The following is a 19,988-nucleotide window of genomic DNA, read 5'->3' as shown; positions in this document are numbered from 1 at the left end:
GCTCGGCACGGACCGTCGCGAGTCAGAGCACCTTCGTCACCAACTTGACGCTGGTGTCGTTGGGGTCGGTGGCGACGCGAAAGCCGAGGGACTTCATCAGCGCCAGCATGCGCGTATTGGCAGCGAGCACCTCCCCTTCCATGATGCGCAGCCCACGGGCACGGGCGTTTTGCATGAGCGAGCTCATGAGCCGCGCACCGATGCCACGGCTGCGCACATGGTCGGCGACGACGATGGCGAACTCGCAGCTATCGCCATCGGGATGGGTCATGTAGCGCGCCACACCCACCTGATCCTCCCGCCCGCTATTGTCCATCACGCCGATCAGGGCCATCTCGCGGTCGTAGTCGATCTGCGTGAAGCGCACGAGCATCTCCGGCGACAACTCCTTGATGGCCTGCATAAAGCGGAAATACTTGGTCTGCTCCGACAGGCCGCGGACGAAGTTCTGCTCCATTTCCGCATCCTCCGGGCGAATGGGGCGGATGGTGAGATCCGAGCCGTCGGGCAGCGGCACCCGCTCGATGAGATGCTGTGGATAGGGGTGGATGGCCATATGGCCATAGAGCGACTGCTGCGGCGGCCGGTAAGCGACATGGATACGGGCATCCACGGCGATGACTTCGAGGTCGTTGCCGATGAGCGGGTTGACCTCCATGGCCATGATCTCCGGCACCTCGCACACCATCTCTGACACGCGCTGGAGGATGCGCGCGAGCGCCTGGCGGTTCATGGGTGGCTTGTTGCTGTAGGCGCCCATGAGCCGCGCTACCCGCGTATGCGCAATCATGGTCTGGATGATGAAAGCGTTGAGCGGCGGCAGCCCGAGCGCCTGATCCAGCATCAGCTCCATATCCGTGCCGCCGGCGCCGAAGCTGATGACGGGGCCGAACACCGGATCCCGGCAGACCCCAATCATGAGCTCCCGCGCCGCCCGTGTCGGCACCATATGCTCGACGGTGACGCCGTCGATGCCTGCCTCCGGACGCAGCCTGGCGGCGCGCTCGGTGAGCTCGGTATAGGCGCGGCGGATGCTCTGGGCATCGCACAGATTCAGGCGCACGCCGTCCACATCCGACTTGTGCCCGAGATCCGGCGAGCTGATCTTCAGCACCACCGGAAATCCCAAGGTCTCCGCCGCCATCAGTGCCTCGTTGGGGCTGCGGGTGATCACCGCCTGCGTGGTGGGGATGCGAAACGCCGACAGCACCGCCTTGGCCTCGATGGTGCCGAGTGTCTTGCGCCCCTCGGCCATCACGCCTTCAATGATGAGGCGTGCCCCCTCCACATCCGGCGCGCTTTGCTGGGACAGGGGCCCGGGCGACTGCACCAACAGCCGCTGATTGCGCGTGTGCTCGGCCAGATAGGACATGGCGTCCACCGCCACCTCGGGGGATTCGAAGTGCGGTACGCCGGCCTCGGAGAACAGGCGATGCGCCTCGCCGACACTCGCCTGCCCCATCCAGCTCGTGAGCACCGGCTTGCGGGTCTGCTTGCAAGCGGCGATGACCTGTTCCGCACTGGCGGTGGGATCGCCGCAATCGGCGACCGGCGCCAGCAGCGCCACCACACCGTCGACGTTCTCGTCCTTCAGGCAGGCGTCCAGCGCGGCGCGGTAGCGCGCTTCGGTGGCGTCACCGATGACATCCACCGGATTGTTGTGCGACCAGTGCCGCGGCAGGGCCTGCTCCAGGGCGGCGCGGGTGGCGTCGGTGAACTGCGCGAGCTTGAGACCGCGCTCCACCGCCCGGTCCGCCGCCAATACACCGGGGCCGCCGCCATTGGAGATGATGGCGATGCGGTCTCCGGCCAGCCGGCGCCCGGCGCCGAAGACCTGCGCCGCGGCGAACAACTGCCAAAGCCGTTCCACCTGCACGGCACCGCTGCGCTCCATCGCCGCCGAAAACACCTCCACGGAGCCCACCCAGGCGCCCGTGTGGGATAACGCCGCCCGCGAGCCCGCCGGATGACGGCCGCTTTTCACCACCACCACCGGCTTCAGCCGCGCCGCCGCCCGCAGACCGCTCATGAAGCGCCGGGCGTTGCGGATGCCTTCCACGTAGAGCAGGATGCTCTGGGTCTTGGGGTCCAGCGCCAGGTAGTCGAGCACGTCACCGAAATCCACGTCCGCCGCCGCCCCCAGGGAGACCACGGCCGAGTAGCCGAGCCGTCTCGGCCCGGCCCAGTCCAGCATGGCGCTGCACACCGCGCCGGACTGCGACACCAGCGCGATGCGGCCGTCCCGCGCCAGCGCCGGACCGAACAGGGCATTGAGCCCGTTGGACGGGCGCATGACCCCCAGGCAGTTCGGACCCAGTACGCGGATGCGGTTGCGCCGGGCGGCCTCCACCATGCGCTCCTGCAGCACCGAGCCGCGCGTGTCCTTCTCGGCGAAGCCCGCCGAGTGCACCACCGCCGCGCGCACGCCGAAGTTGCCGCATTGGTCCAGGATCTCAGGCACGCTCTCGGCGGGTGTTGCGATCAGGGCCAGGTCCACGTGCTTGTCGAGCGCCGCCAGATTCGGCCAGCAGGGATGGCCCTGGATCGTGTCGTACTTCGGATTGATGGCGTAGCAGTGCCCCTTGAAGCCCGCCGCCAGCAGGTTGCGGAACACCAGCGTCCCGAGCGCATCGTCGCGCTCGCTGGCGCCAAACACGGCCACCGCATCGGGTACGAACAACTGATCGACATCGGACAGCCGCATGGAGACTTGCCCTCCCGGGCGGTAAAGGGATTAAGCTTTGGTGACACAAAGTATCACCACGGGGCCGCCAGCATGAATCTCGCCTTCATCTCCCACGAAGACTGCCGCCTGCACCAGATGGGCGCCCACCACGTCGAGGTGCCCGAGCGCCTGCACGCCATCACGGACCGCCTGATCGCCGCTGGCCTGGAGATGCTGGTGTCACATTATGACGCCCCCAAGGCGACCCGCGAGCAACTGCTGCGGGTCCACGATGCGGGCTATGTGGAGACGGTGTTCGAGGCCGCACCGGATGCCGAGGACGTGTTGGTGTGGCTCGACGGCGACACGGCGATGAACAAGGGCACGCTCAATGCCGCCTTGCGGGCCGCGGGTGCCGCCGCGTACGGCGTCGACCTGGTCATGGGTGAGCGCCACCATGCCGCCTTTTGCGCCGTGCGCCCGCCGGGGCACCATGCCGAGCGCAAGGCGGCCATGGGCTTTTGCTTCTTCAACAACGTCGCCGTCGGCGCCGCCCATGCCATGGCCGAGCACGGCCTCGAGCGTATCGTCATCGTCGACTTCGACGTCCACCATGGCAACGGCACGGAAGACATCTTCGCCGGCGACGAGCGCGTGCTGTTCTGCTCCAGCTTCCAGCATCCGTTCTACCCCGGCACGGGCGCCGACAGTCGGGCACCGAACGTGCTGAACCTGCCGCTGCCCGCACGCACCGACGGCGCCGCCTTTCGCAGCGCCGTGGAGCAGCAATGGCTGCCCCGGCTGGAGGCCTTCGCGCCGCAGCTGGTGATGGTCTCCGCGGGCTTCGACGGCCACATCGAAGACGACATGGCGCACTTCAATCTGCGCGAGCCGGACTACGCCTGGATGACCAAGCAATTGCATGACCTCGCCGAGCGCCACGCCGGCGGCCGCATCGTCTCCTGCCTGGAGGGCGGCTACAACCTCTCCGCCCTCGGGCGCAGCGTCGCCGTACATCTCGACGAGCTCATCGGCCACGGCTGACCCTGGCGCCGCGGCCCGGCTGGGTCCGCCGGATGGGTCCCTGCTGGCGGCCACCTGGTTGCCGCCGCGGGCAGCTCAGGCGTCGGCCAGGCGCTTTTCCAGACACCAACTGCGTGCGGGCTCGCCGCCCGCGCGCGCCGTCGCCGGTTCAACTCATAACACCAGGGCAGCGTGCATGTCATCCTCGTCCTCCAAGACCGCCCTCCTCTGGCTCCGCCGTGATCTGCGGCTCGCCGATAACCCGGCGCTGGCCCATGCCCTGGCGCGCTGCGAGCGGGTGGTGCCCGTCTACATCCACGCGCCGGACGAAGAGGCGCCCTGGCAGCCGGGCGGTGCCGCGCGCTGGTGGCAGCATCACAGCCTGACGGCCCTGGCCGGCGAGCTCGCGGCGCTGGGCTCCGCGCTGGTGGTGATGCGCGGCGAGTCGCTGCCCGCCCTGCGCCGGCTCATCGCCGCTACCGGGGCCAGCGAATGCCACTGGAACCGGCTCTACGAGCCGGCCACCGTCGCGCGCGACACGGCGGTCAAGCAGGCCCTGCGCGCCGACGGCGTCCATTGCGAGAGCCATAACGCGGCCATGCTCTTCGAGCCCTGGACGTTCAAGACCGGCGCCGGCGAGCCCTACCGCGTGTTCAGCCCCTACTGGCGGCGCTGCGTGCCCGCGCTTGCAGAAATACCGGCGCCCGACCCGCCACCCGCCGCACTGCCGCCGCTCCCGCCCGGCCTGGACAGCCTGCCCGTGGAGGCGCTGGGGCTGCTGCCGCGCATTCCCTGGGACCAGGGCCTCGCCGCCACCTGGCGCCCGGGCGGCGCCGGCGCCGCGGCGCGCCTGGATACCTTCCTGGAGGGCGCCATGCGAGGCTACACCGATGGCCGCGAGCGCCCCGCCGAGGCCGGCACCTCCGGACTCTCGCCGCACCTGCACTGGGGCGAGCTCGGGCCGCGGCAGGTCCTTGCGGCCGTGCGCGCGGCCGGCGGCGATGTCGCCGCCGACGGCGCCGGACACTTCGTGCGCGAGCTCGGCTGGCGTGAATTCAGTCTGCAGATGCTGTTTCACTTCCCGCAAACGCCGTCGGAGCCTCTGGACCCCAAATTCGCCCACTTCCCGTGGCGCGCCGACGACGGCGCCCTGCTCGGCGCCTGGCAGCGCGGGCGCACCGGCATCCCCATCGTCGATGCCGGCATGCGCCAGCTCTGGCAGACGGGCTGGATGCACAACCGGGTGCGGATGGTGGTCGCCTCGTTGCTCACGAAGAATCTGCGTCTGCCCTGGCAGGAAGGGGCGCGCTGGTTCTGGGATACCCTGGTGGATGCGGACCTCGCCAGCAACACCCAGGGCTGGCAGTGGGCCGCCGGCAGCGGCGCCGATGCCGCCCCCTACTTTCGTATTTTCAACCCGGTGCGCCAGGGCGAGCGCTTCGACCCCGACGGCGCCTATGTGCGCCGCTGGTGTCCAGAGCTCGCGGCGCTGCCGAACAAGTTGATCCATCAGCCGTGGGCCGCGAAGCCCGCCGCACTGGACGCCCTGGGTGTTCGCCTCGGCCGGGATTATCCGGCCCCGGTGGTGGATCTGAAAACCTCGCGGGCGGAGGCGCTGGCGGCCTTCGAGCAGATCAAGCAACGCCACTGACGGCGGGGCCGGCGTTGACGCCGCACATCGCTCAGCCGCCCGTCGCGGGTTACCCTATGCGCATGCAACGTGAGCCGGAGGTCCGTCCCGATGCCCCCGCCCCGCACGCCGGCGCCAGAGCGCACCCCGCGGGCCATCGCGGCCGAGTGTCCAGAACCCATGTGCCCCAGCGGCCACCGCGGACGCTGAACGCCCAACGTCGTCTCCGGCGTCGTATCCAGCCTCGTAACCGCCAGAGCTGAACCCATGGCCCAGCAAGTCCTCAAGGTCCCGCCCACCAAGAACACGCTGCTGAAGCTGAAGAAGCAGGTCAAATTTCTTGAAGAGGGCCACGACCTGCTCGAGCGCAAGCGCGAGCTCTTGACCCGGCTGGTGTATGAGCGCATCGGCGAGTACCGCCGGTTGCGCGAGGAAAGCCGGCACGCGCTGGACGACGCCTATCGGTGCCTGGGTATCACGCATCTGCGCATGGGCAGCCGCGGACTGCATCAAGCGGCGCTGGGTGCCCCGCCGGCGCTTAGCGTGGAGATCCTGCCGCGCCGCTCGCTGGGCGTGGAATACCCGGCCGTCAACGCCGAGCGCCGCCCCATCGAGCCCGTGGGCCTGCTCGGCAGTGATGCGAGCTTCGACAACACCCGCGAGCGCCTCGCCGACGCCGCCGTGGTGCTGGCGCGCCTGGGGGAGGTGGAAATCGCTCTGCACCGGCTCATGGAGGAGCAGCGCAAGGCGCAAAAGCGGGTCAATGCCCTCAAGTACAACATCATTCCGTTGTATCGCCGCAGCATCCACTTCATCCAGTCCGCGCTCGAAGAGGAGGAGCGCAACACCTTGTTCCAGGTCAAGGTGCTGCGCGAGCGCCAGCAGCAGCCAGGCGCGGGCTGAGTCGCAGCCGCCGGCTTGACGCAGAGTCCGCGCGCCTCACTACGGAGGCTGGGGCGCCGTCTCGGTCAGCGCCCGTCAATAACCCACCCGGAGGATTCAGCCCATGGACTCAAGCGCCCTCAAAGGCATCGAGTTCCTCGTCATCATCGGCGCCGTTGCCTGGTTCTACGTCTCCCAGCAGCAGAAGCTGAAAAAGCTCAAAGCCGAGCGGGAAGCCAAGCGCCAGGCCGACGAAGCCGACGCGGCCGAAGTCGACACCAAAGAACAATCACGCGGCTGCACCCGAGCCGACGCCGACGGGTGACACACGAGCGGTCGACCACGGACCCACACGCCAACGGCGCGCCCGTGGACCTTGCCCGGGGCCAGGCAGGGCCAGCGCCCGCGCGCCCTAACGGCTTGTCTCAGCGGGTTCGCCGGCGGGCTTGGGTGCGGTTTGCTGACGCTTGCCGCCGAGCAGTGCGTTGACCTGCTCGCGGAGGGTCTGCACGACGAAGTAGGTGACCGGGATGAGCAGGATGCCGACCACGGTGGCGGCGAGCATACCGCCGAAGACGGCGGTGCCCAGCGCCACGCGGGAGCCGGCGCCGGCGCCACTGGCCACCACGAGCGGGACGATCCCCAGCAGGAAGGAGAGCGCGGTCATCATCACGGCGCGAAAGCGCAGACGCGCGGCCTTGAGTGCGGCCTCGACGATGGACAGCCCCTCGGTCTCGCGCTGCTCTTTGGCGAACTCCACGATCAGGATGGCGTTCTTGGCCGCGAGGCCGATGAGCATGATGAGCCCGATCTGGGTGTACAGATTGATGTCCAGGCCCGCCGCCCCGGTGGCCGCCAGCGCGCCGAAAACAGCCACTGGCACCGCCAGCAGCACCGCGAAGGGGATGGACCAGCTCTCGTACTGCGCCACCAGAAACAGGTACACGAAGATCAGTGCGAGCGCGAAGATGATGGGCGCCTGCCCCGCCGCCTGAATCTCCTGAAAGCTCATGCTGGTCCACTCGTAGCCATAGCCGGCGGGCAGGTCCGCCGCCGCCGCCTGCTCCATGCCGGCGATGGCCTGCCCGGAGCTGAAGCCGGCGGCGGCGTCGCCGGAAATCTCGGCGGAGCGGAACAGGTTGTACCGCGAGATGATCTGCGGTCCCGTGCGCGTCTCCACCTCGGCCAGCGTCGCCACCGGCACCATCTCGCCGCCGCGGCTTCGCACGAACAGTCGGAGTATGTCCGTGGGTTGGTTGCGGAATTCCCCTTCGGCCTGGGCCAAGACCCGCCAGGTGCGTCCAAACTTGTTGAAGTCGTTGATGTAACTGGCGCCGAGCTGGGCCTGAAGCGTGGTGAACAGCTCGCTCAAGGGCACCTGCAGCGTCTGCACCTTATCGCGGTTCACGTCCAGATACAGCATGGGCACGTCGGCGCGGAAGGTGCTGTATGCGGCGCCCACGGCGGGCCGCGTATTGGCGGCGACGACGAAGCCCCGCATCACCGCCGCGAAGTCCTGGATGTCGCCGCCGGTGTAGTCCTGCAGCACGAACGAGAAGCCGCCGGAGGCGCCGAGCCCGGGAATCGCCGGCGGCACGAAGGGGATGATGTTGGCATCCGCGGTGTCGGCGGCGATGGCGCGGGTCTGATGGACAATGGAGCGCAGGCGCAGCGCCGGCGCCTGGCGCTCGTCCCAGGGCGCGAGAATGGGGATCACCAACGCGCTGTTGGAGCCGAAGGCGCTGTTCAGCAGCGAAAATCCCGACACCGAAATGATGTTGGTCACGCCCGGGATCGCGAGCAGCTGCTGCTCCAGCCGCTCCAGCGCCGTCTCGGTGCGGGTGAGCGATGCCGCATCCGGCAGCTGCACTTCGATGAAGAAATAGCCTTGGTCTTCCTCAGGCAGGAAGCCCGACGGCAGGCTCGCGAACATCCAGGCCGTCGTGGCGATGAGACCGACATAGAGCAAGGCGATGAGCGCCGCTCGCCGCAGCGTCATCTGCACCGCGGCGGTATAGCCGCGGGTGAGCTTCCCGAAGCCGACGTTGAACCCGTTCAGCCACCTGAGCGGCTCCTGCCCGCGCTTCAGCAGCACCGAGCAGAGCGCCGGGCTCAGCGTCAGCGCATTGATGGAGCTGATGGTGACGGCGACGGAGATGGTCACCGCGAACTGCTTGTAGAGCTGCCCCGTGATACCGGGCATGAAGGTGACGGGGACGAACACCGCCAGCAGCACCAGGGTGGTGGCCACCACCGCACCGCCCACCTGATCCATGGCCTTGGCGGTGGCGGCTTTGGGCGCGAGCCCCTCCTCGTCCATCAGCCGCTGCACGTTCTCCACCACGATGATCGCGTCGTCCACGACGATGCCGATGGCCAGGATCAGCGCGAACAGCACAATGGTGTTCAGCGTGAAGCCAAAGACCGCCAGCAGCGCAAAGGTGCCGATCAGCGAGACCGGGATGGCGATGCCGGGGATCAGCGTCGAGCGCCAGTCGCCCAGGAACAGGAACACCACCAGCACCACCAGCGCCACCGCAATGTACAGCGTGGCGATCACCTCGCTGATGGACGCTTCGATGAAGTTCGTCGTGTCGTACAAAATCGCGTAGTCGAGATCGTCGGGGAAACGCTCGCCGAGCTCGTCGAGGGCGGCCTTGACGCCGTCGGCGGTGGCGAGCGCGTTGGCGTCCGGCGTCTGGTAGACGGCGAGCACCACCGACGGCTGACCGTCCAGCCGCCCGTTGGCGGAATAGCCCTGGGCGCCCAGCTCCACACGCGCCACATCCCGGATGCGGATTGCGGAGCCATCCGGCTGCATGCGGATGACGATGTTGGCGAACTCCTCCACCTCCGACAGCCGTCCCTTGGTGGTCACCGTGTACTGGAACTGCTGGTCCGTCGGCGCCGGCGGTGCGCCGATCTGACCCGCCGGCACCTGCACGTTCTGCTCGGCGACGGCGTGCTGGATGTCGCTGACGCTCACGCCGAGCGCCGTCATGCGGTCCGGCTTCAGCCAGAAGCGCATGCCGTAGTCCATCACGCCCATGATCTCGACTTTGCCGACGCCCTCCACGCGCCCGAGGGGGTCTTTGACGTTGATCGTCGCGTAATTGTTCAGAAACAGGGCATCCAACGTCTCGTTGGGCGAGAACAGGTTCACGATCAACAGCATGTTCGTCGACTGCTTCTCGGTCTTCACGCCCTGGCGCTGCACCTCCTGGGGCAGCTTGGGCATGGCCGTGGCCACGCGGTTTTGCACCTTCACCTGCGCCATGTCGGCGTCGGTGCCGATCTCGAAAGTCACCGTCAGGCTGTAGCGGCCGTCGTTGTCGGACTTGCTCGACATATAGAGCATGCCCTCGACGCCGTTGACCTCCTGCTCGATGGGCGCGGCGATGGTCTGCTCCACCACGTCCGCGCTGGCACCCGGATACTGGGTGCCCACGCTCACCGTCGGCGGTGTGATCTCCGGGAACTGGGCCACCGGCAGGCCCATCAGCGCCAGCAGCCCCGCCAACGTGATGACGATGGAGATGACGAAGGCAAACTTCGGCCGGGTGATGAAGAATTTGGACAGGGGCATCGGGCGGCTCTCCGGGCGGCGTGGCGCGGTGTGGCTGGTTGCAGCGAATGCCGACTACTCGGCCGCCGCCCCGCTTGCCCGCCCACCGTCCGATGGGTCGTCCCCAGATGCCGCGCCGGCGCTTGCAGCTGCTTCGCCCGGGGCTGCTGCCCCGTCCGCGGCGCCCTCGTCACGCGGGGTTTCGCCGGCACCGACGGCAGCGGCAGCCACTGTCTCGGCGTCGGCGGCGGCACTCACGCCGACCCCGTCGTGCTCCGATGTGTCCATGGGGTCCGACGGCGATGCCATGCGCTCGGGCTTCACCGTGAGGCCCGGACGCACCTTCTGGATGCCATAGAGCACCACATGCTCGCCCGGCGCAAGGCCCGTCTCCACCACCACATTCGGCCCGAAGCGTTGGCCGGTGCGGATGCGCCGGGTCTCGATCACGTTCGCGTCGTTCACCGCCAGCACATAACTGCCACCCTGATCCGTCAGCATGGCGGCCTGGGGGATCATGACGGCATCCACCGCATCCCGGCGCTCGATGACCACGGTGACGAACTGTCCCGGCAGCAGGATACGATCCGGGTTCGGGAACTCGGCGCGGATGGTCACCGTGCCCGTCGCCTCGTCCACCTTATTGTCGATGAAATCGAAGCGGCCCGGATGCTCGTACAGCTGACCATCGGACAGCCGCAGCAAGGGCACGTAGACCGCCGCCTGCGGCGCGCCCTCGTCGCGCTGCTGCGCCTGCGCCGTGCGCAGGATGTCCAGATACCAGGTCTCCGCCAGCGCGAAGCTCACCCGAATCGGGTCCATGCGGTTGATGGTGGCGAGCACTCCGGACTCCGGACCGATGAGGTTGCCGACATCGAAGGCCGCCAGGTCGATGCGCCCGGCGATGGGGGCTGTGATCTCGGTGTAGTCGACGTTGAGGCGCGCCTTCTCGATGTCGGCCTTGGCGGTTTCCACCGCCGCCTCCTGCACCAGCACTTCAGCCTGGATCTTGTCCACCTCCTGCTGGCTGACGTTATTGTTCTTGCGCAGCTCGCGATAGCGGGCCAGATCCACCCGGGCGCGGTTCAGCGACGCCTCGGCGGCGCTCAACGCCGCCTCCATTTGCGCCAGCGTGGCCCGGTACTGGTCCGGCTCGATGCGCAACAGCACCTGCCCCCGCGTCACGTCTGCGCCCTCGGTGAAGCTGCGCGCTTGCAAAAAGCCCGTCACACGGGCGCGCAGCTGCACCGATGCCACCGCCTGCGTCTTGCCGACGAACTCGAAGAACGGATTGACCTTCTCTTCGCCCACCTCGATCACGCCCACCGTCGGTGGTTCCGCGGCCTGCTGAGCCGGCTCGCCGGCGCCACAGCCTGCGAGCGACAGGAGGGCAGCGATCATGGCGCTGCCGCACCCCAGGCACACGCGATGCCGCCGGTGTCGGTCGGCCTCGGCGCCAACTAAGCGGGCGGCGATGAGCGACATGGCGTGAATCCCTCGGGTTCGGTGGTGGCGCCGCGTCGCGGGCGCTTGATCCAGGCGGGTGGCGGGGCGCGCTGACACCGGTGAAGACGGGCCCCACGCCGGTGAAGCATACCACCGTCCAGCCGCCGGCCAGCGCACTCAACCGACCGCCTGACCCGGGCGATGACGACGCGCAGTACACTGCGCCCAGACCGGCCATGCCCACGTATCCCCCGAGCGCTCCATGACCCGACGTGCGCAGCACCTGATGATCATCTTCATCGGCATCTTCGCCGGTCTCGTCCTGTGGCTCACTCCCCCGCCGCTGGACACGCCGGCACCGCCGGTGCCCCGCCTGGCGCAGCCGGACACCCGGGAGGCTCGCGAGCGCTCACCGCTGGACCTGCTGAACTGGGGCCGCGACCCGGCGCCGCTCTTTTTGGTGGACGTGCCCGAGGACGCGCTGCCGAACGGCCTGGCGCTGAGCATGGTTCCGTTCTTCGTGGACTGGGAGCGCAGCGTGCCGGATGGGCCGTTTGCGCAGGTGCGGGTGCGCAACGTCTCGGTCGGCGGCAACCCCACCGCCGGCGAGAATCTTCTCGGGACCGTGGAAATACCGCTGCGCGGCGTGACGGACGTGCAGTGGTGCCTGACGCCCGATCGCAATGCCCGAGGCAAGGACACGGCCATGGGGCACGCGCAGCTGCGCTTTGTTTTCGCCAAGGACGCGCGACCCGTCGTGCTCGGCCGCGACGGCCGCCCCCAGCGCCTGCTGCGAGCGCTGGACGATCTGGTGCTGAGCTGGGAGGCCTGGCGGCCGCCGCGCACCCGTTACGATCCGGTCGCCGGCATGAATCCCGACACCTACGCCCTCACCGCCCGCGCCTACAGCGGGCGCACCCGATGGCTGGGCGACGCCCTGCGCGGCAATCCCTGGCGCTGCTACCCACTCAAGCTGCCAGACACCGGCGACGCCGAGGCGACGCTGCTCATGACCGGACTCCTGATGGGCGATGCCCTCGCACGCCGGACCGTCGCAGCCATGATCGACGACGGCGACCTCGAGCTGCCGCATGCCGACGCCCTGACGGACTTCTCGCCCGCCGATCAGGCGGCCATCGCCGCCGCCCTGTCCTTGTCGGCGTTACCGGATGATCCGCTGACCCATCTGATGGGCAAAGCCGACCTCTCCTACCAATTGCTGGAGCGCTCCTGCATCACCTACTCCCTCGGCGTCGTACAGTTCGCTCTGTTGCGGCTGCACGCGGCGCACGACCTGGGACCGGCGCCCAGGCTCGGCATCGTTCCACGCGATCTGCCGCCGTGGATCGAGGACCTCTCCAGCGCGGATACCGGCAAGCTGCTCAGCTACCTTCCCGGCGCCTTGTTGTTCGTGGCCCGCAACGCTCAGGTGATTCCCGGCAACGCCCATCGTATCCTCGACGAGGCCGATTTGCTCTACCAGCAGGACGGCGTCCCCCTGATGTACGAGTATTTCTTCCGCGACCGTACCCCCTACGGCGATCTCCGCGACAACCTGATGTAGCCGCGACCCTCGCCGGCCAGACAGACCCGGCCGGCGGCCGGCGTCTCGGCCGCGGACCGCCCTCACCGCCGCAGCGACAGACAGCCTGCGCCGCCGCCGCAACATTGGCGCTGCCTGCTGTCGTCTCAAACGCTTTTCTCCGCGCTAATGCTCGGTTTTTGCGAATCAATAAACGCTCGTTAATGGCATTGACCAGGCATTGACAATGCTTTCGCGCTGATTCCAAAAACTATTTGCGCTTCGCTCCATGAATCCTTATCTTCGGCCACGAGTGCCAGGCGATCTGCACCGCAATGGCCATCGCGCCCACCGGTGCACCGCGGCCTGCATGTATCCATTCGCCCAGGCGTTGAGGAGGCCATGGCCTCGTGGCCTGATTCCAATGATCTTGACTTCAGAGGAGTGACAACGTGGACGCGCTGTTGGATTTTTTGATGCGCTTCGCCTCGCAATTGCAGTCGCCGACACTCGGGTTCCTGCTCGGCGGCATGATCATCGCCGCACTCGGCAGCCGGCTCGAGATTCCCGATGCCATCTACAAGTTCATCGTCTTCATGCTGCTCATGAAGGTCGGTCTCAAAGGCGGCATGAAGATCCGCGAGGCCGAGCTGGGTGAAATGCTGCTGCCGATGATCTTCGCGGTGGCCATGGGCGTGCTCATCGTCGTGATCGGGCGTTATACCCTGGCCATGCTGCCCAATATCAAAAAAGAGGATGGTATCGCCACCGCCGGTCTGTTCGGGGCCGTCAGCGGCTCGACGTTAGCGGCGGCGTTGGCGGTGCTGGAATCGGAGAACATCCCCTACGAAGCCTGGTCCGTCGCCCTTTATCCGTTCATGGATATCCCGGCTTTGGTGACCGCTATCGTGCTCGCCAGCATCTATCTGAACAAGCAACGGGGCGGGCGCGGTGAATCCGTGAGAATCTGGCCCATCGTCAAAGAGAGTCTGCAGGGCTCAGCCTTATCGGCACTGCTGCTCGGCATTGCCCTCGGCCTGATCACCAACCCAGCACCGGTCTACGACAGCTTCTTCGAGCCCCTCTTCCGCGGCCTGCTGTCGGTGCTGATGCTGGTGATGGGGATGGAAGCCTGGGCGCGCGTGAACGAGCTGCGCCGGGTGGCACATTGGTACGCGGTGTATGCCGTCGTCGCGCCGCTCACCCATGGCCTCATCGCCTTCGGACTCGGCTGGATTGCGCATGTCACCACCGGCTTCAGCCCCGGCGGCGTCGTGGTGCTGGCCGTCATCGCCGGCTCCAGCTCCGACATCTCCGGTCCGCCGACACTGCGTGCCGGCATTCCCACCGCCAACCCGTCCGCCTATGTGGGCGCCTCCACCGCGGTGGGCACACCGGTGGCCATCGCCCTGGGTATCCCGCTCTACATCGGTCTGGCGCAGGCTCTGATGGGCGGTTGATGTTCCGCGCATGAGCGACTGCGGCCCGGGTTCATCGGCGCCGTATACGATCACGACCCGCCAGCCCATGTCCGCTCCCCGCGGGCATGGGCGCGTTTTCTCTGGCGCGCTGACCACTGCCCGCGGCGAGCCACACAAAAAGCCGGGCGCTTGGCCCGGCTCACACCGTCTTGTGATGCGGCGGGGGCTCAGAACTTGTGCGCCCGGAGCACCTCGGCTTCATGAATGTAGGTGATACCGGAATAGTTATCGAAGAACTGTTTCGCCACCGTATCCGAGATCTGCAGCGCGACATCGCGGCTCGCCGTCAGAACCTCGATCTTGACATTGGAGAAGGTATCGGACACCGCCGGCTGTCCCGATGAGCGGATATTCCGGCTACCTTTACCACCCGCCGCCACCACCGTGTAGCCAGTGGCACCGGCGGCGTCGATGATCTTGGCGATCTCTTTCAGCAGTAACTTCTCTGTGACGATCACGAGCTTGCTGGCCTGCTGGGTCATTGCGATTGCCTCTTGCTGAATTTACCCTGCGCCCGTCGAATGAGAGACATGCGCCGTCAAGTGCAAGCTAGCCTCGCACCCGTCCGGCGTCAAGCGCAGCATATTCGACATTCATGACTGAGACGTCGATATTCATGACACGTGGTGAAGGCGCCAATGCCATGCGGCGCAGGCGACCCTCACCCGGCATCGGCGTGCTCCGTCATCGGGCGAATCAACGAGCCCTCGTAGGGTACCGGCGCCGCATAGCCCAGGAGGTTGAGCACCGTGGCCGCAACATTGGCCAGTCCGGGCCGGGCCAGGTCTCGGCGCACGGCGTAGCCGGGCGTTTGGCGCTGGTCGACGATGAGGAAGGGCACCAGATTCAGCGTATGACTGGTCTTGGCAATCAGGTTGCCGTCGGCGTCGCGCTTGAACGCCGCGGTCTTGGCACTCCACTGCAGCATCTCCTCGGCATTGCCGTGGTCGGCGGTAATCACCAGCACACCTGCACGATTGTGCACGGCATGATGGATGCGGGTGAGGGCCGCGTCCACCGCCTCCACGGCCTTGACGGCGGCCGGCAGATTGCCCGTGTGACCCACCATGTCACCGTTGGCAAAATTGACCACGATGAGTCGGTAGCGCCCGGCGTCGATCGCAGCGATCACGTCGTCCGCCACGTCGGCGGCCTTCATTTCCGGGTGCTCGGCGGGGTCCAGGCCACCGGAGCTGACCTCATGCACCGTGGCGTGGGCGAACGGCTTGGCGCGCATTCCGAACAGGTAGTAGCTCACATGGCCGAATTTCGAGCTCTCGGCGACATGGTAGCTGGGGACGCCGGCGCCGCTCAGCAGTTCGATCATGGTGTTGTTGATGGTGGGCGGCACCAACAGGCAATGGCGCGGCAGCTTGAGATCGCCGTCATACTGGAGCATGCCCACGAAGAGCACGTCCGGTCTGCGGCCACGCTCGAAGAAGTCGAAGCGCTCCTGCTCGAATGCCGCCGACAACTCGATGGCACGGTCACCACGGAAGTTGAACAGCACCACGGCGTCCCCGTCGGCCATGGCGCCGACGGGCTCTGCGTCGGCATCCACCACCACGAAGGGTGGAATTTGCTGGTCGGAAGTCACCCGCTGCGCATAAGCCCGTTCCACCGCCTCACGGGCACTCGAAACCCCGGGACCCACGCCCAGCACATGCGCCTTCCAGCCCGCCTCGACGACACTCGGGTGCTCCCAATAGCGATCCATGGTGGTGCGCATGCGCCCGCCGCCGGAGGCGATCCGGTAGTCGCGGTCGGCCCCACGGGACATTTCCGCGAGCAGTGTCTCCAGCTTATCGAGATAGCGCAGCGCCGAATGCGGCTCGACATCGCGGCCGTCCAGCAATGGATGCACACGCACGCGGGCGATGCCGGCGGCATCGGCCTGCCGCAGCAGGGCGAACAGATGGTCGATGTGGGAGTGGACGTTACCGTCCGACAGGAGTCCGATCAGATGCAGGGTGCCCGCCTGCGGTCCCGTGCACTTGGCGATCACCTGCTGCCAGGTCTCACCGCTGAACAGCGAGCCGTCCTGGATGGCCCGTTGCACCAGCGAGGCGCCCTGGGGCAGCACCCGACCGGCCCCCAAAATGGTATGGCCCACCTCGGAGTTGCCCATGTCCTTGTCGGTCGGCAAGCCGACGGCGGTGCCGTGGGCGGCCAGTTGCAGGGAGCTATGCTCCCGCCACAACCGCCGCAGCGTGGGAATATGGGCCTGAGCGACGGCGTTGCCGTCGTTGGGCGGGGCCAGACCGATGCCGTCCATCACGACGAGCACGACGGGGCCGGTGGGTGGCGTGTAACCCTGGTGCCAAGGTTCGAGTGTGGTCATACCGGTGTGTCTCCATAAGCGAGGCAGGACAATCACCGGAAATTCTATCGCTCATCGGTGGGGCGCACCGCCGCTGATGACCGTGGCATGTGATTCGGACCCATCGCGATGGACACGGAATCAGCACTTTTAACACGAAAAGGAGTCTTCAAAGCGAGCGCGCCTGCGGGCTGGCTCTGAGCCGGAATCGGCCGCGGCTGAAAGCGCACCTCGGTGACGCGTCACCAGGGACGGTAGGTGAGACCGGGGATACTGCGCTCGTCGAAGGTGGGCGGCAGGCTCAGCACCAGTTCTTCGAGCTCGGCGCGGGTGACATAGCGACCGAAGGAGGCCTTGGCGGCGTCGATGGGGACTTCGACGTAATAGCGCTCTTGGTCGGGCTCGGGCAGCACCTGGAGGGTGGTGTCCTCGGCATCGAGGATGCCCAGGTAGTCGTCCTCGGACTGCAGGCGATCGAGCATTTGCTCGCAAATGGTCTTGGGTGTCATCGCCACGGCACTGGTCGAAGACACGCACTCGCCCGAGCGATTGATCAGATAGAAGACGCGGAACTGCATGGCATGGGCTCACCGCCATTCATCGCGGAAGCGCCCGAAGATGAGGCTCGGGCCCGAGCGCGGTTAAGATCTCCGACTCAAGCCTACAAGTATAGCATCCTCACAGCCTTGGCGGGAAGCGCTACGACCGTCACGACGAGGCGGGCCGCCAATATCCGCAAAGGCCCGCAACGCCACCGTTCCGCCGCCGCCGTGCATCGGGTAATCTGCGCCGGTGTTTTTGCATGCGCGCACGCGTCTGCCGCGCGCCTGGGTTGTCTTACCGGGAGTTTCTCATGGCCCTCATGAAGCTGAAGCTGCACTGGCAGATTCTCATCGCCCTCGGGCTCGCCATCGTCGTGGGCTTGATGGTCGGTGCCGACGGCATGCTGCTGGGCCTCGACCTCGCCAGCGCCCTGACATTCGTCGGCCAGCTGTTCCTCAATGCGCTGAAAATGCTGATCGTGCCCTTGATCGTCTCGTCGATCATCATCGGTGTCGCCGGCATCGGCGATTCCGAGGACCTCGGGCGCCTCGGCGGCAAGACCCTCGGCTACTACGCCATGACCAGTACGCTGGCCATCCTCGTGGGTCTCATGGTCGTGAATCTGGTGCAGCCCGGCGTCGTCGAGGGGTCACCCGAGGAGGTCTTTGGCCTGAGCAGCGATGGCGCCGCACTGCAAGAGCAGCTCGGCGACAAGGGTGCCGATGACATCGTCGCCATCTTTTTGCGCATGATCCCGACCAATGTCGTGGCGGCGGCGAGCCAGGGGCAGATGCTCGGGCTCATCTTCTTCAGCCTGCTCTACGGCTTCTTCCTGACCCGCATCCCCAACCAGTACGCCGAGGCCCAGTACAACTTCTGGAACGGCATGTTCGAGATCATGATGCGCATCACCGACCTGGTGATGCGATTCGCCCCCATCGGCGTCTTTGCGCTGGTGGCGGCAACCGTCGCCGAAACGGGGCTGGCGGCCTTCGTGCCGCTGGTGGCCTTTTTCTTCAGCGTGGTCGCGGCCCTCGCCATCCACTTTTTCATCACCCTGCCGCTGCTGCTGCGCTTTCTCGGTGGCGTGCAGCCCATCCGACACTACCGCGCCGTCAGCCCGGCCCTGCTCACCGCCTTCTCGACGGCCTCGTCGTCGGCGACGCTGCCGGTGACCATGGACTGTGTCGAGAAGAACGCCGGCGTCTCCAACAAGACCACCAGCTTCGTGCTGCCGCTGGGGGCTACGATCAACATGGACGGCACGGCGCTGTACGAGTGCGTGGCCGTCATGTTCATCGCCCAGGCCTACGGCATCGAGCTCTCCCTGGCGACCCAGTTCATCGTGGTCCTGCTGGCGCTGCTCACCTCCATCGGCGTCGCCGGCATCCCGGCGGCGAGCCTGGTGGCCATCTCCATCATCCTCACGGCCGTGGGGCTGCCGCTGGAGGGCGTCGGACTGATCCTGGCGGTGGACCGCATCCTCGACATGATGCGCACGGCGGTCAATGTCACCAGCGACTCCGCGGGTGCGGTCATCATCGCCAAGTCCGAGGGCGAAACCGGCATTTTGGAGGACGGACCGCCGCAGCCGGAGTGGGCGCAGACGCCAACCCAGTAGCTGGACCAGCCCCCGGCCCAGCACCCGTATCGGCGCCGGGGGCGCTCGATCTCAGGGCTGCGGCTCCAGGCCGCGCGCCAGATCGGCCTGGATATCCGCCACGCATTCCAGGCCCACGGCGAGGCGGATCAGCCCCTCGCCGATGCCGGCGCTGGCCCGGGCCTCGGCGCTCAGGCGGCCATGGGTGGTGGTGGCGGGATGGGTGATGGTGGTCTTGGTGTCACCCAGATTGGCCGTGATGGAGCACAGGCGCGTGGCGTCGATGACCCGCCAGGCGGCGGCCCGCCCGCCGCGCACTTCGAAGGCGACGATGCCGCCGCCGCTGTGCTGCTGCCGGCCCGGGCCCACCAGGTGATGCTGCGGATGCGACGCGAGCCCGGGATAGTGCACACGCTGCACCGACGGATGCCCATCCAGCCACTGCGCCAGCGCCAACGCCGCCTGCGCATGGGCGTGCATGCGCAGCTCGAGGGTTTCCAGCCCCTTGAGGAAGACCCAGGCGTTGAAGGGGCTCATGGACGGCCCCGCCGTGCGCACGACACCGAAGATGTCTGCGCCGACGCGCTCGGCATCCCCCACCACCGCGCCGCCGACACAGCGCCCCTGCCCGTCCAGATACTTGGTGGCGGAGTGGATGACCAGGTCCGCGCCAAGGTCCAGCGGCCGCTGCAGCACCGGCGTACTGAAGCAATTGTCCACCACCAGCGCACAGCCATGGGCATGCGCCAAGTCCGCCAGCGGGGCGATCTCGGCCATCTCGGTGAGCGGGTTGGACGGCGTCTCCAGGAACAGGAGCCGGGTCTTGGGTCGGATGGCCGCCGCCCAGGCATCCCGATCCGTCAGGTTTACATAGCTGGTGTCAACGCCGAAGCGGGCCAGATACTTATCGAACAGCATGGTGGTGCTGCCGAACAGGCTGCGGGATGCCACCAAGTGGTCCCCGGCCTGCAGCAGCCCCATGCAGGTGGCCAGGATGGCCGACATGCCCGAGGCCGTTGCGACACAGGCGGCGCCCCCCTCCAGCGCCGCCAGGCGCTGCTCGAAGGCGCGCACCGTGGGGTTGGTGAAGCGGGAGTAGATGTTGCCGGGCGCCTCGCCCGCGAAGCGCGCGGCTGCTTCAGCGGCGCTCGCGAAGACGTAGCTCGACGTGGTAAAGATGGGCTCGCAGTGCTCGCCCTCGGCGGTGCGAGCATGGCCGGTGCGCAGGGCGCGGGTGGCCAGGCCCCAGGACGCGTCTTGGGAGTCGTCGTCGTGCACGGTGATGGCGGTCTCTGTGATTTGCTGCCTTCG

At 67.3% G+C, this 19,988-nt stretch carries 14 protein-coding genes; 7 read left to right on the top strand and 7 right to left on the bottom strand.

Translation table 11 applies throughout. The annotated features are described in order from the left end of the window. Positions 1 to 22: 22 nt before the first annotated feature. Positions 23 to 2,704 (bottom strand): bifunctional acetate--CoA ligase family protein/GNAT family N-acetyltransferase, encoded by a 2,682-nt coding sequence (locus tag QZ588_RS04935; RefSeq protein ID WP_295540480.1) that lies wholly within the window; start codon positions 2,702 to 2,704, stop codon positions 23 to 25. Positions 2,705 to 2,776: 72 nt separating this feature from the next. Here QZ588_RS04935 and QZ588_RS04930 point away from each other — a divergent pair, with 72 nt between their 5' ends. The 4 genes from QZ588_RS04930 to QZ588_RS04915 all read left to right on the top strand — a co-directional run bounded on the left by QZ588_RS04930 (position 2,777) and on the right by QZ588_RS04915 (position 6,525). Further along, positions 2,777 to 3,709 (top strand): histone deacetylase family protein, encoded by a 933-nt coding sequence (locus QZ588_RS04930; protein WP_295540478.1) that lies wholly within the window; start codon positions 2,777 to 2,779, stop codon positions 3,707 to 3,709. 175 nt (positions 3,710 to 3,884) lie between these two features. After that, positions 3,885 to 5,339 (top strand): deoxyribodipyrimidine photo-lyase, encoded by a 1,455-nt coding sequence (locus QZ588_RS04925; RefSeq protein WP_295540476.1) that lies wholly within the window; start codon positions 3,885 to 3,887, stop codon positions 5,337 to 5,339. Positions 5,340 to 5,585: 246 nt separating this feature from the next. Continuing rightward, entirely contained in the window at positions 5,586 to 6,221 is a 636-nt protein-coding gene (locus QZ588_RS04920; protein ID WP_295540475.1) for a V-type ATP synthase subunit D, read from the top strand. A gap of 103 nt (positions 6,222 to 6,324) precedes the next feature. After that, positions 6,325 to 6,525 carry a hypothetical protein gene (locus tag QZ588_RS04915; RefSeq protein ID WP_295540472.1) on the top strand — a complete coding sequence of 67 codons (201 nt, stop codon included), beginning with the start codon at positions 6,325 to 6,327 and terminating at the stop codon, positions 6,523 to 6,525. Between the two features lie 87 nt (positions 6,526 to 6,612). Here QZ588_RS04915 and QZ588_RS04910 read toward each other — a convergent pair whose 3' ends face one another. Together QZ588_RS04910 and QZ588_RS04905 are read right to left on the bottom strand one after the other, a co-directional pair. Next, positions 6,613 to 9,786, bottom strand: coding sequence for an efflux RND transporter permease subunit (locus tag QZ588_RS04910; RefSeq protein ID WP_295540470.1), 3,174 nt, complete (start codon positions 9,784 to 9,786; stop codon positions 6,613 to 6,615). A gap of 54 nt (positions 9,787 to 9,840) precedes the next feature. Then, entirely contained in the window at positions 9,841 to 11,166 is a 1,326-nt protein-coding gene (locus QZ588_RS04905; RefSeq protein ID WP_295540468.1) for an efflux RND transporter periplasmic adaptor subunit, read from the bottom strand. Between the two features lie 307 nt (positions 11,167 to 11,473). On the opposite strand from QZ588_RS04905, the gene QZ588_RS04900 reads away from it, so the two are divergent. Together QZ588_RS04900 and QZ588_RS04895 are read left to right on the top strand one after the other, a co-directional pair. Continuing rightward, positions 11,474 to 12,775 carry a hypothetical protein gene (locus QZ588_RS04900; RefSeq protein ID WP_295540467.1) on the top strand — a complete coding sequence of 434 codons (1,302 nt, stop codon included), beginning with the start codon at positions 11,474 to 11,476 and terminating at the stop codon, positions 12,773 to 12,775. 410 nt (positions 12,776 to 13,185) lie between these two features. Further along, positions 13,186 to 14,193: a sodium-dependent bicarbonate transport family permease gene (locus tag QZ588_RS04895; RefSeq protein ID WP_295540465.1), complete on the top strand. Its 1,008-nt coding sequence runs from the start codon at positions 13,186 to 13,188 to the stop codon at positions 14,191 to 14,193. Positions 14,194 to 14,381: 188 nt separating this feature from the next. Here the strand turns inward: QZ588_RS04895 and QZ588_RS04890 are convergent, their stop codons facing one another. The 3 genes from QZ588_RS04890 to QZ588_RS04880 all read right to left on the bottom strand — a co-directional run bounded on the left by QZ588_RS04890 (position 14,382) and on the right by QZ588_RS04880 (position 17,112). Next, positions 14,382 to 14,696: a hypothetical protein gene (locus QZ588_RS04890; RefSeq protein ID WP_295540463.1), complete on the bottom strand. Its 315-nt coding sequence runs from the start codon at positions 14,694 to 14,696 to the stop codon at positions 14,382 to 14,384. Positions 14,697 to 14,875: 179 nt separating this feature from the next. Then, complete coding sequence (gene gpmI / locus QZ588_RS04885; RefSeq protein WP_295540461.1) at positions 14,876 to 16,555, bottom strand: 2,3-bisphosphoglycerate-independent phosphoglycerate mutase; 1,680 nt, start codon at positions 16,553 to 16,555, stop codon at positions 14,876 to 14,878. 221 nt (positions 16,556 to 16,776) lie between these two features. Then, a complete protein-coding gene (locus QZ588_RS04880) occupies positions 16,777 to 17,112 on the bottom strand; it encodes a hypothetical protein (protein WP_295540459.1) in 336 nt (111 codons plus the stop codon). Positions 17,113 to 17,387: 275 nt separating this feature from the next. On the opposite strand from QZ588_RS04880, the gene QZ588_RS04875 reads away from it, so the two are divergent. Next, positions 17,388 to 18,698, top strand: coding sequence for a dicarboxylate/amino acid:cation symporter (locus tag QZ588_RS04875; RefSeq protein ID WP_295540458.1), 1,311 nt, complete (start codon positions 17,388 to 17,390; stop codon positions 18,696 to 18,698). A 51-nt stretch (positions 18,699 to 18,749) separates the two neighbouring features. Here the strand turns inward: QZ588_RS04875 and QZ588_RS04870 are convergent, their stop codons facing one another. Next, a complete protein-coding gene (locus QZ588_RS04870) occupies positions 18,750 to 19,955 on the bottom strand; it encodes an O-succinylhomoserine sulfhydrylase (RefSeq protein ID WP_295540456.1) in 1,206 nt (401 codons plus the stop codon). Between the last annotated feature and the right edge of the window lie 33 nt (positions 19,956 to 19,988).

This window comes from uncultured Thiohalocapsa sp. (genome assembly GCF_913062725.1).
Lineage (GTDB): Bacteria > Pseudomonadota > Gammaproteobacteria > Chromatiales > Chromatiaceae > Thiohalocapsa.
This window is presented reverse-complemented; position numbering and strand designations above follow the sequence as displayed.

Coding starts and splice junctions, on each gene's coding strand:
- QZ588_RS04900 (WP_295540467.1), top strand. CDS start 11,474: ATGACCCGACGTGCGCAGCACCTGATGATCATCTTCATCGGCATCTTC.
- QZ588_RS04880 (WP_295540459.1), bottom strand. CDS start 17,112: ATGCAGTTCCGCGTCTTCTATCTGATCAATCGCTCGGGCGAGTGCGTG.
- QZ588_RS04920 (WP_295540475.1), top strand. CDS start 5,586: ATGGCCCAGCAAGTCCTCAAGGTCCCGCCCACCAAGAACACGCTGCTG.
- QZ588_RS04915 (WP_295540472.1), top strand. CDS start 6,325: ATGGACTCAAGCGCCCTCAAAGGCATCGAGTTCCTCGTCATCATCGGC.
- QZ588_RS04925 (WP_295540476.1), top strand. CDS start 3,885: ATGTCATCCTCGTCCTCCAAGACCGCCCTCCTCTGGCTCCGCCGTGAT.
- QZ588_RS04875 (WP_295540458.1), top strand. CDS start 17,388: ATGGCCCTCATGAAGCTGAAGCTGCACTGGCAGATTCTCATCGCCCTC.
- gpmI (WP_295540461.1), bottom strand. CDS start 16,555: ATGACCACACTCGAACCTTGGCACCAGGGTTACACGCCACCCACCGGC.
- QZ588_RS04935 (WP_295540480.1), bottom strand. CDS start 2,704: ATGCGGCTGTCCGATGTCGATCAGTTGTTCGTACCCGATGCGGTGGCC.
- QZ588_RS04905 (WP_295540468.1), bottom strand. CDS start 11,166: ATGATCGCTGCCCTCCTGTCGCTCGCAGGCTGTGGCGCCGGCGAGCCG.
- QZ588_RS04890 (WP_295540463.1), bottom strand. CDS start 14,696: ATGACCCAGCAGGCCAGCAAGCTCGTGATCGTCACAGAGAAGTTACTG.
- QZ588_RS04930 (WP_295540478.1), top strand. CDS start 2,777: ATGAATCTCGCCTTCATCTCCCACGAAGACTGCCGCCTGCACCAGATG.
- QZ588_RS04910 (WP_295540470.1), bottom strand. CDS start 9,786: ATGCCCCTGTCCAAATTCTTCATCACCCGGCCGAAGTTTGCCTTCGTC.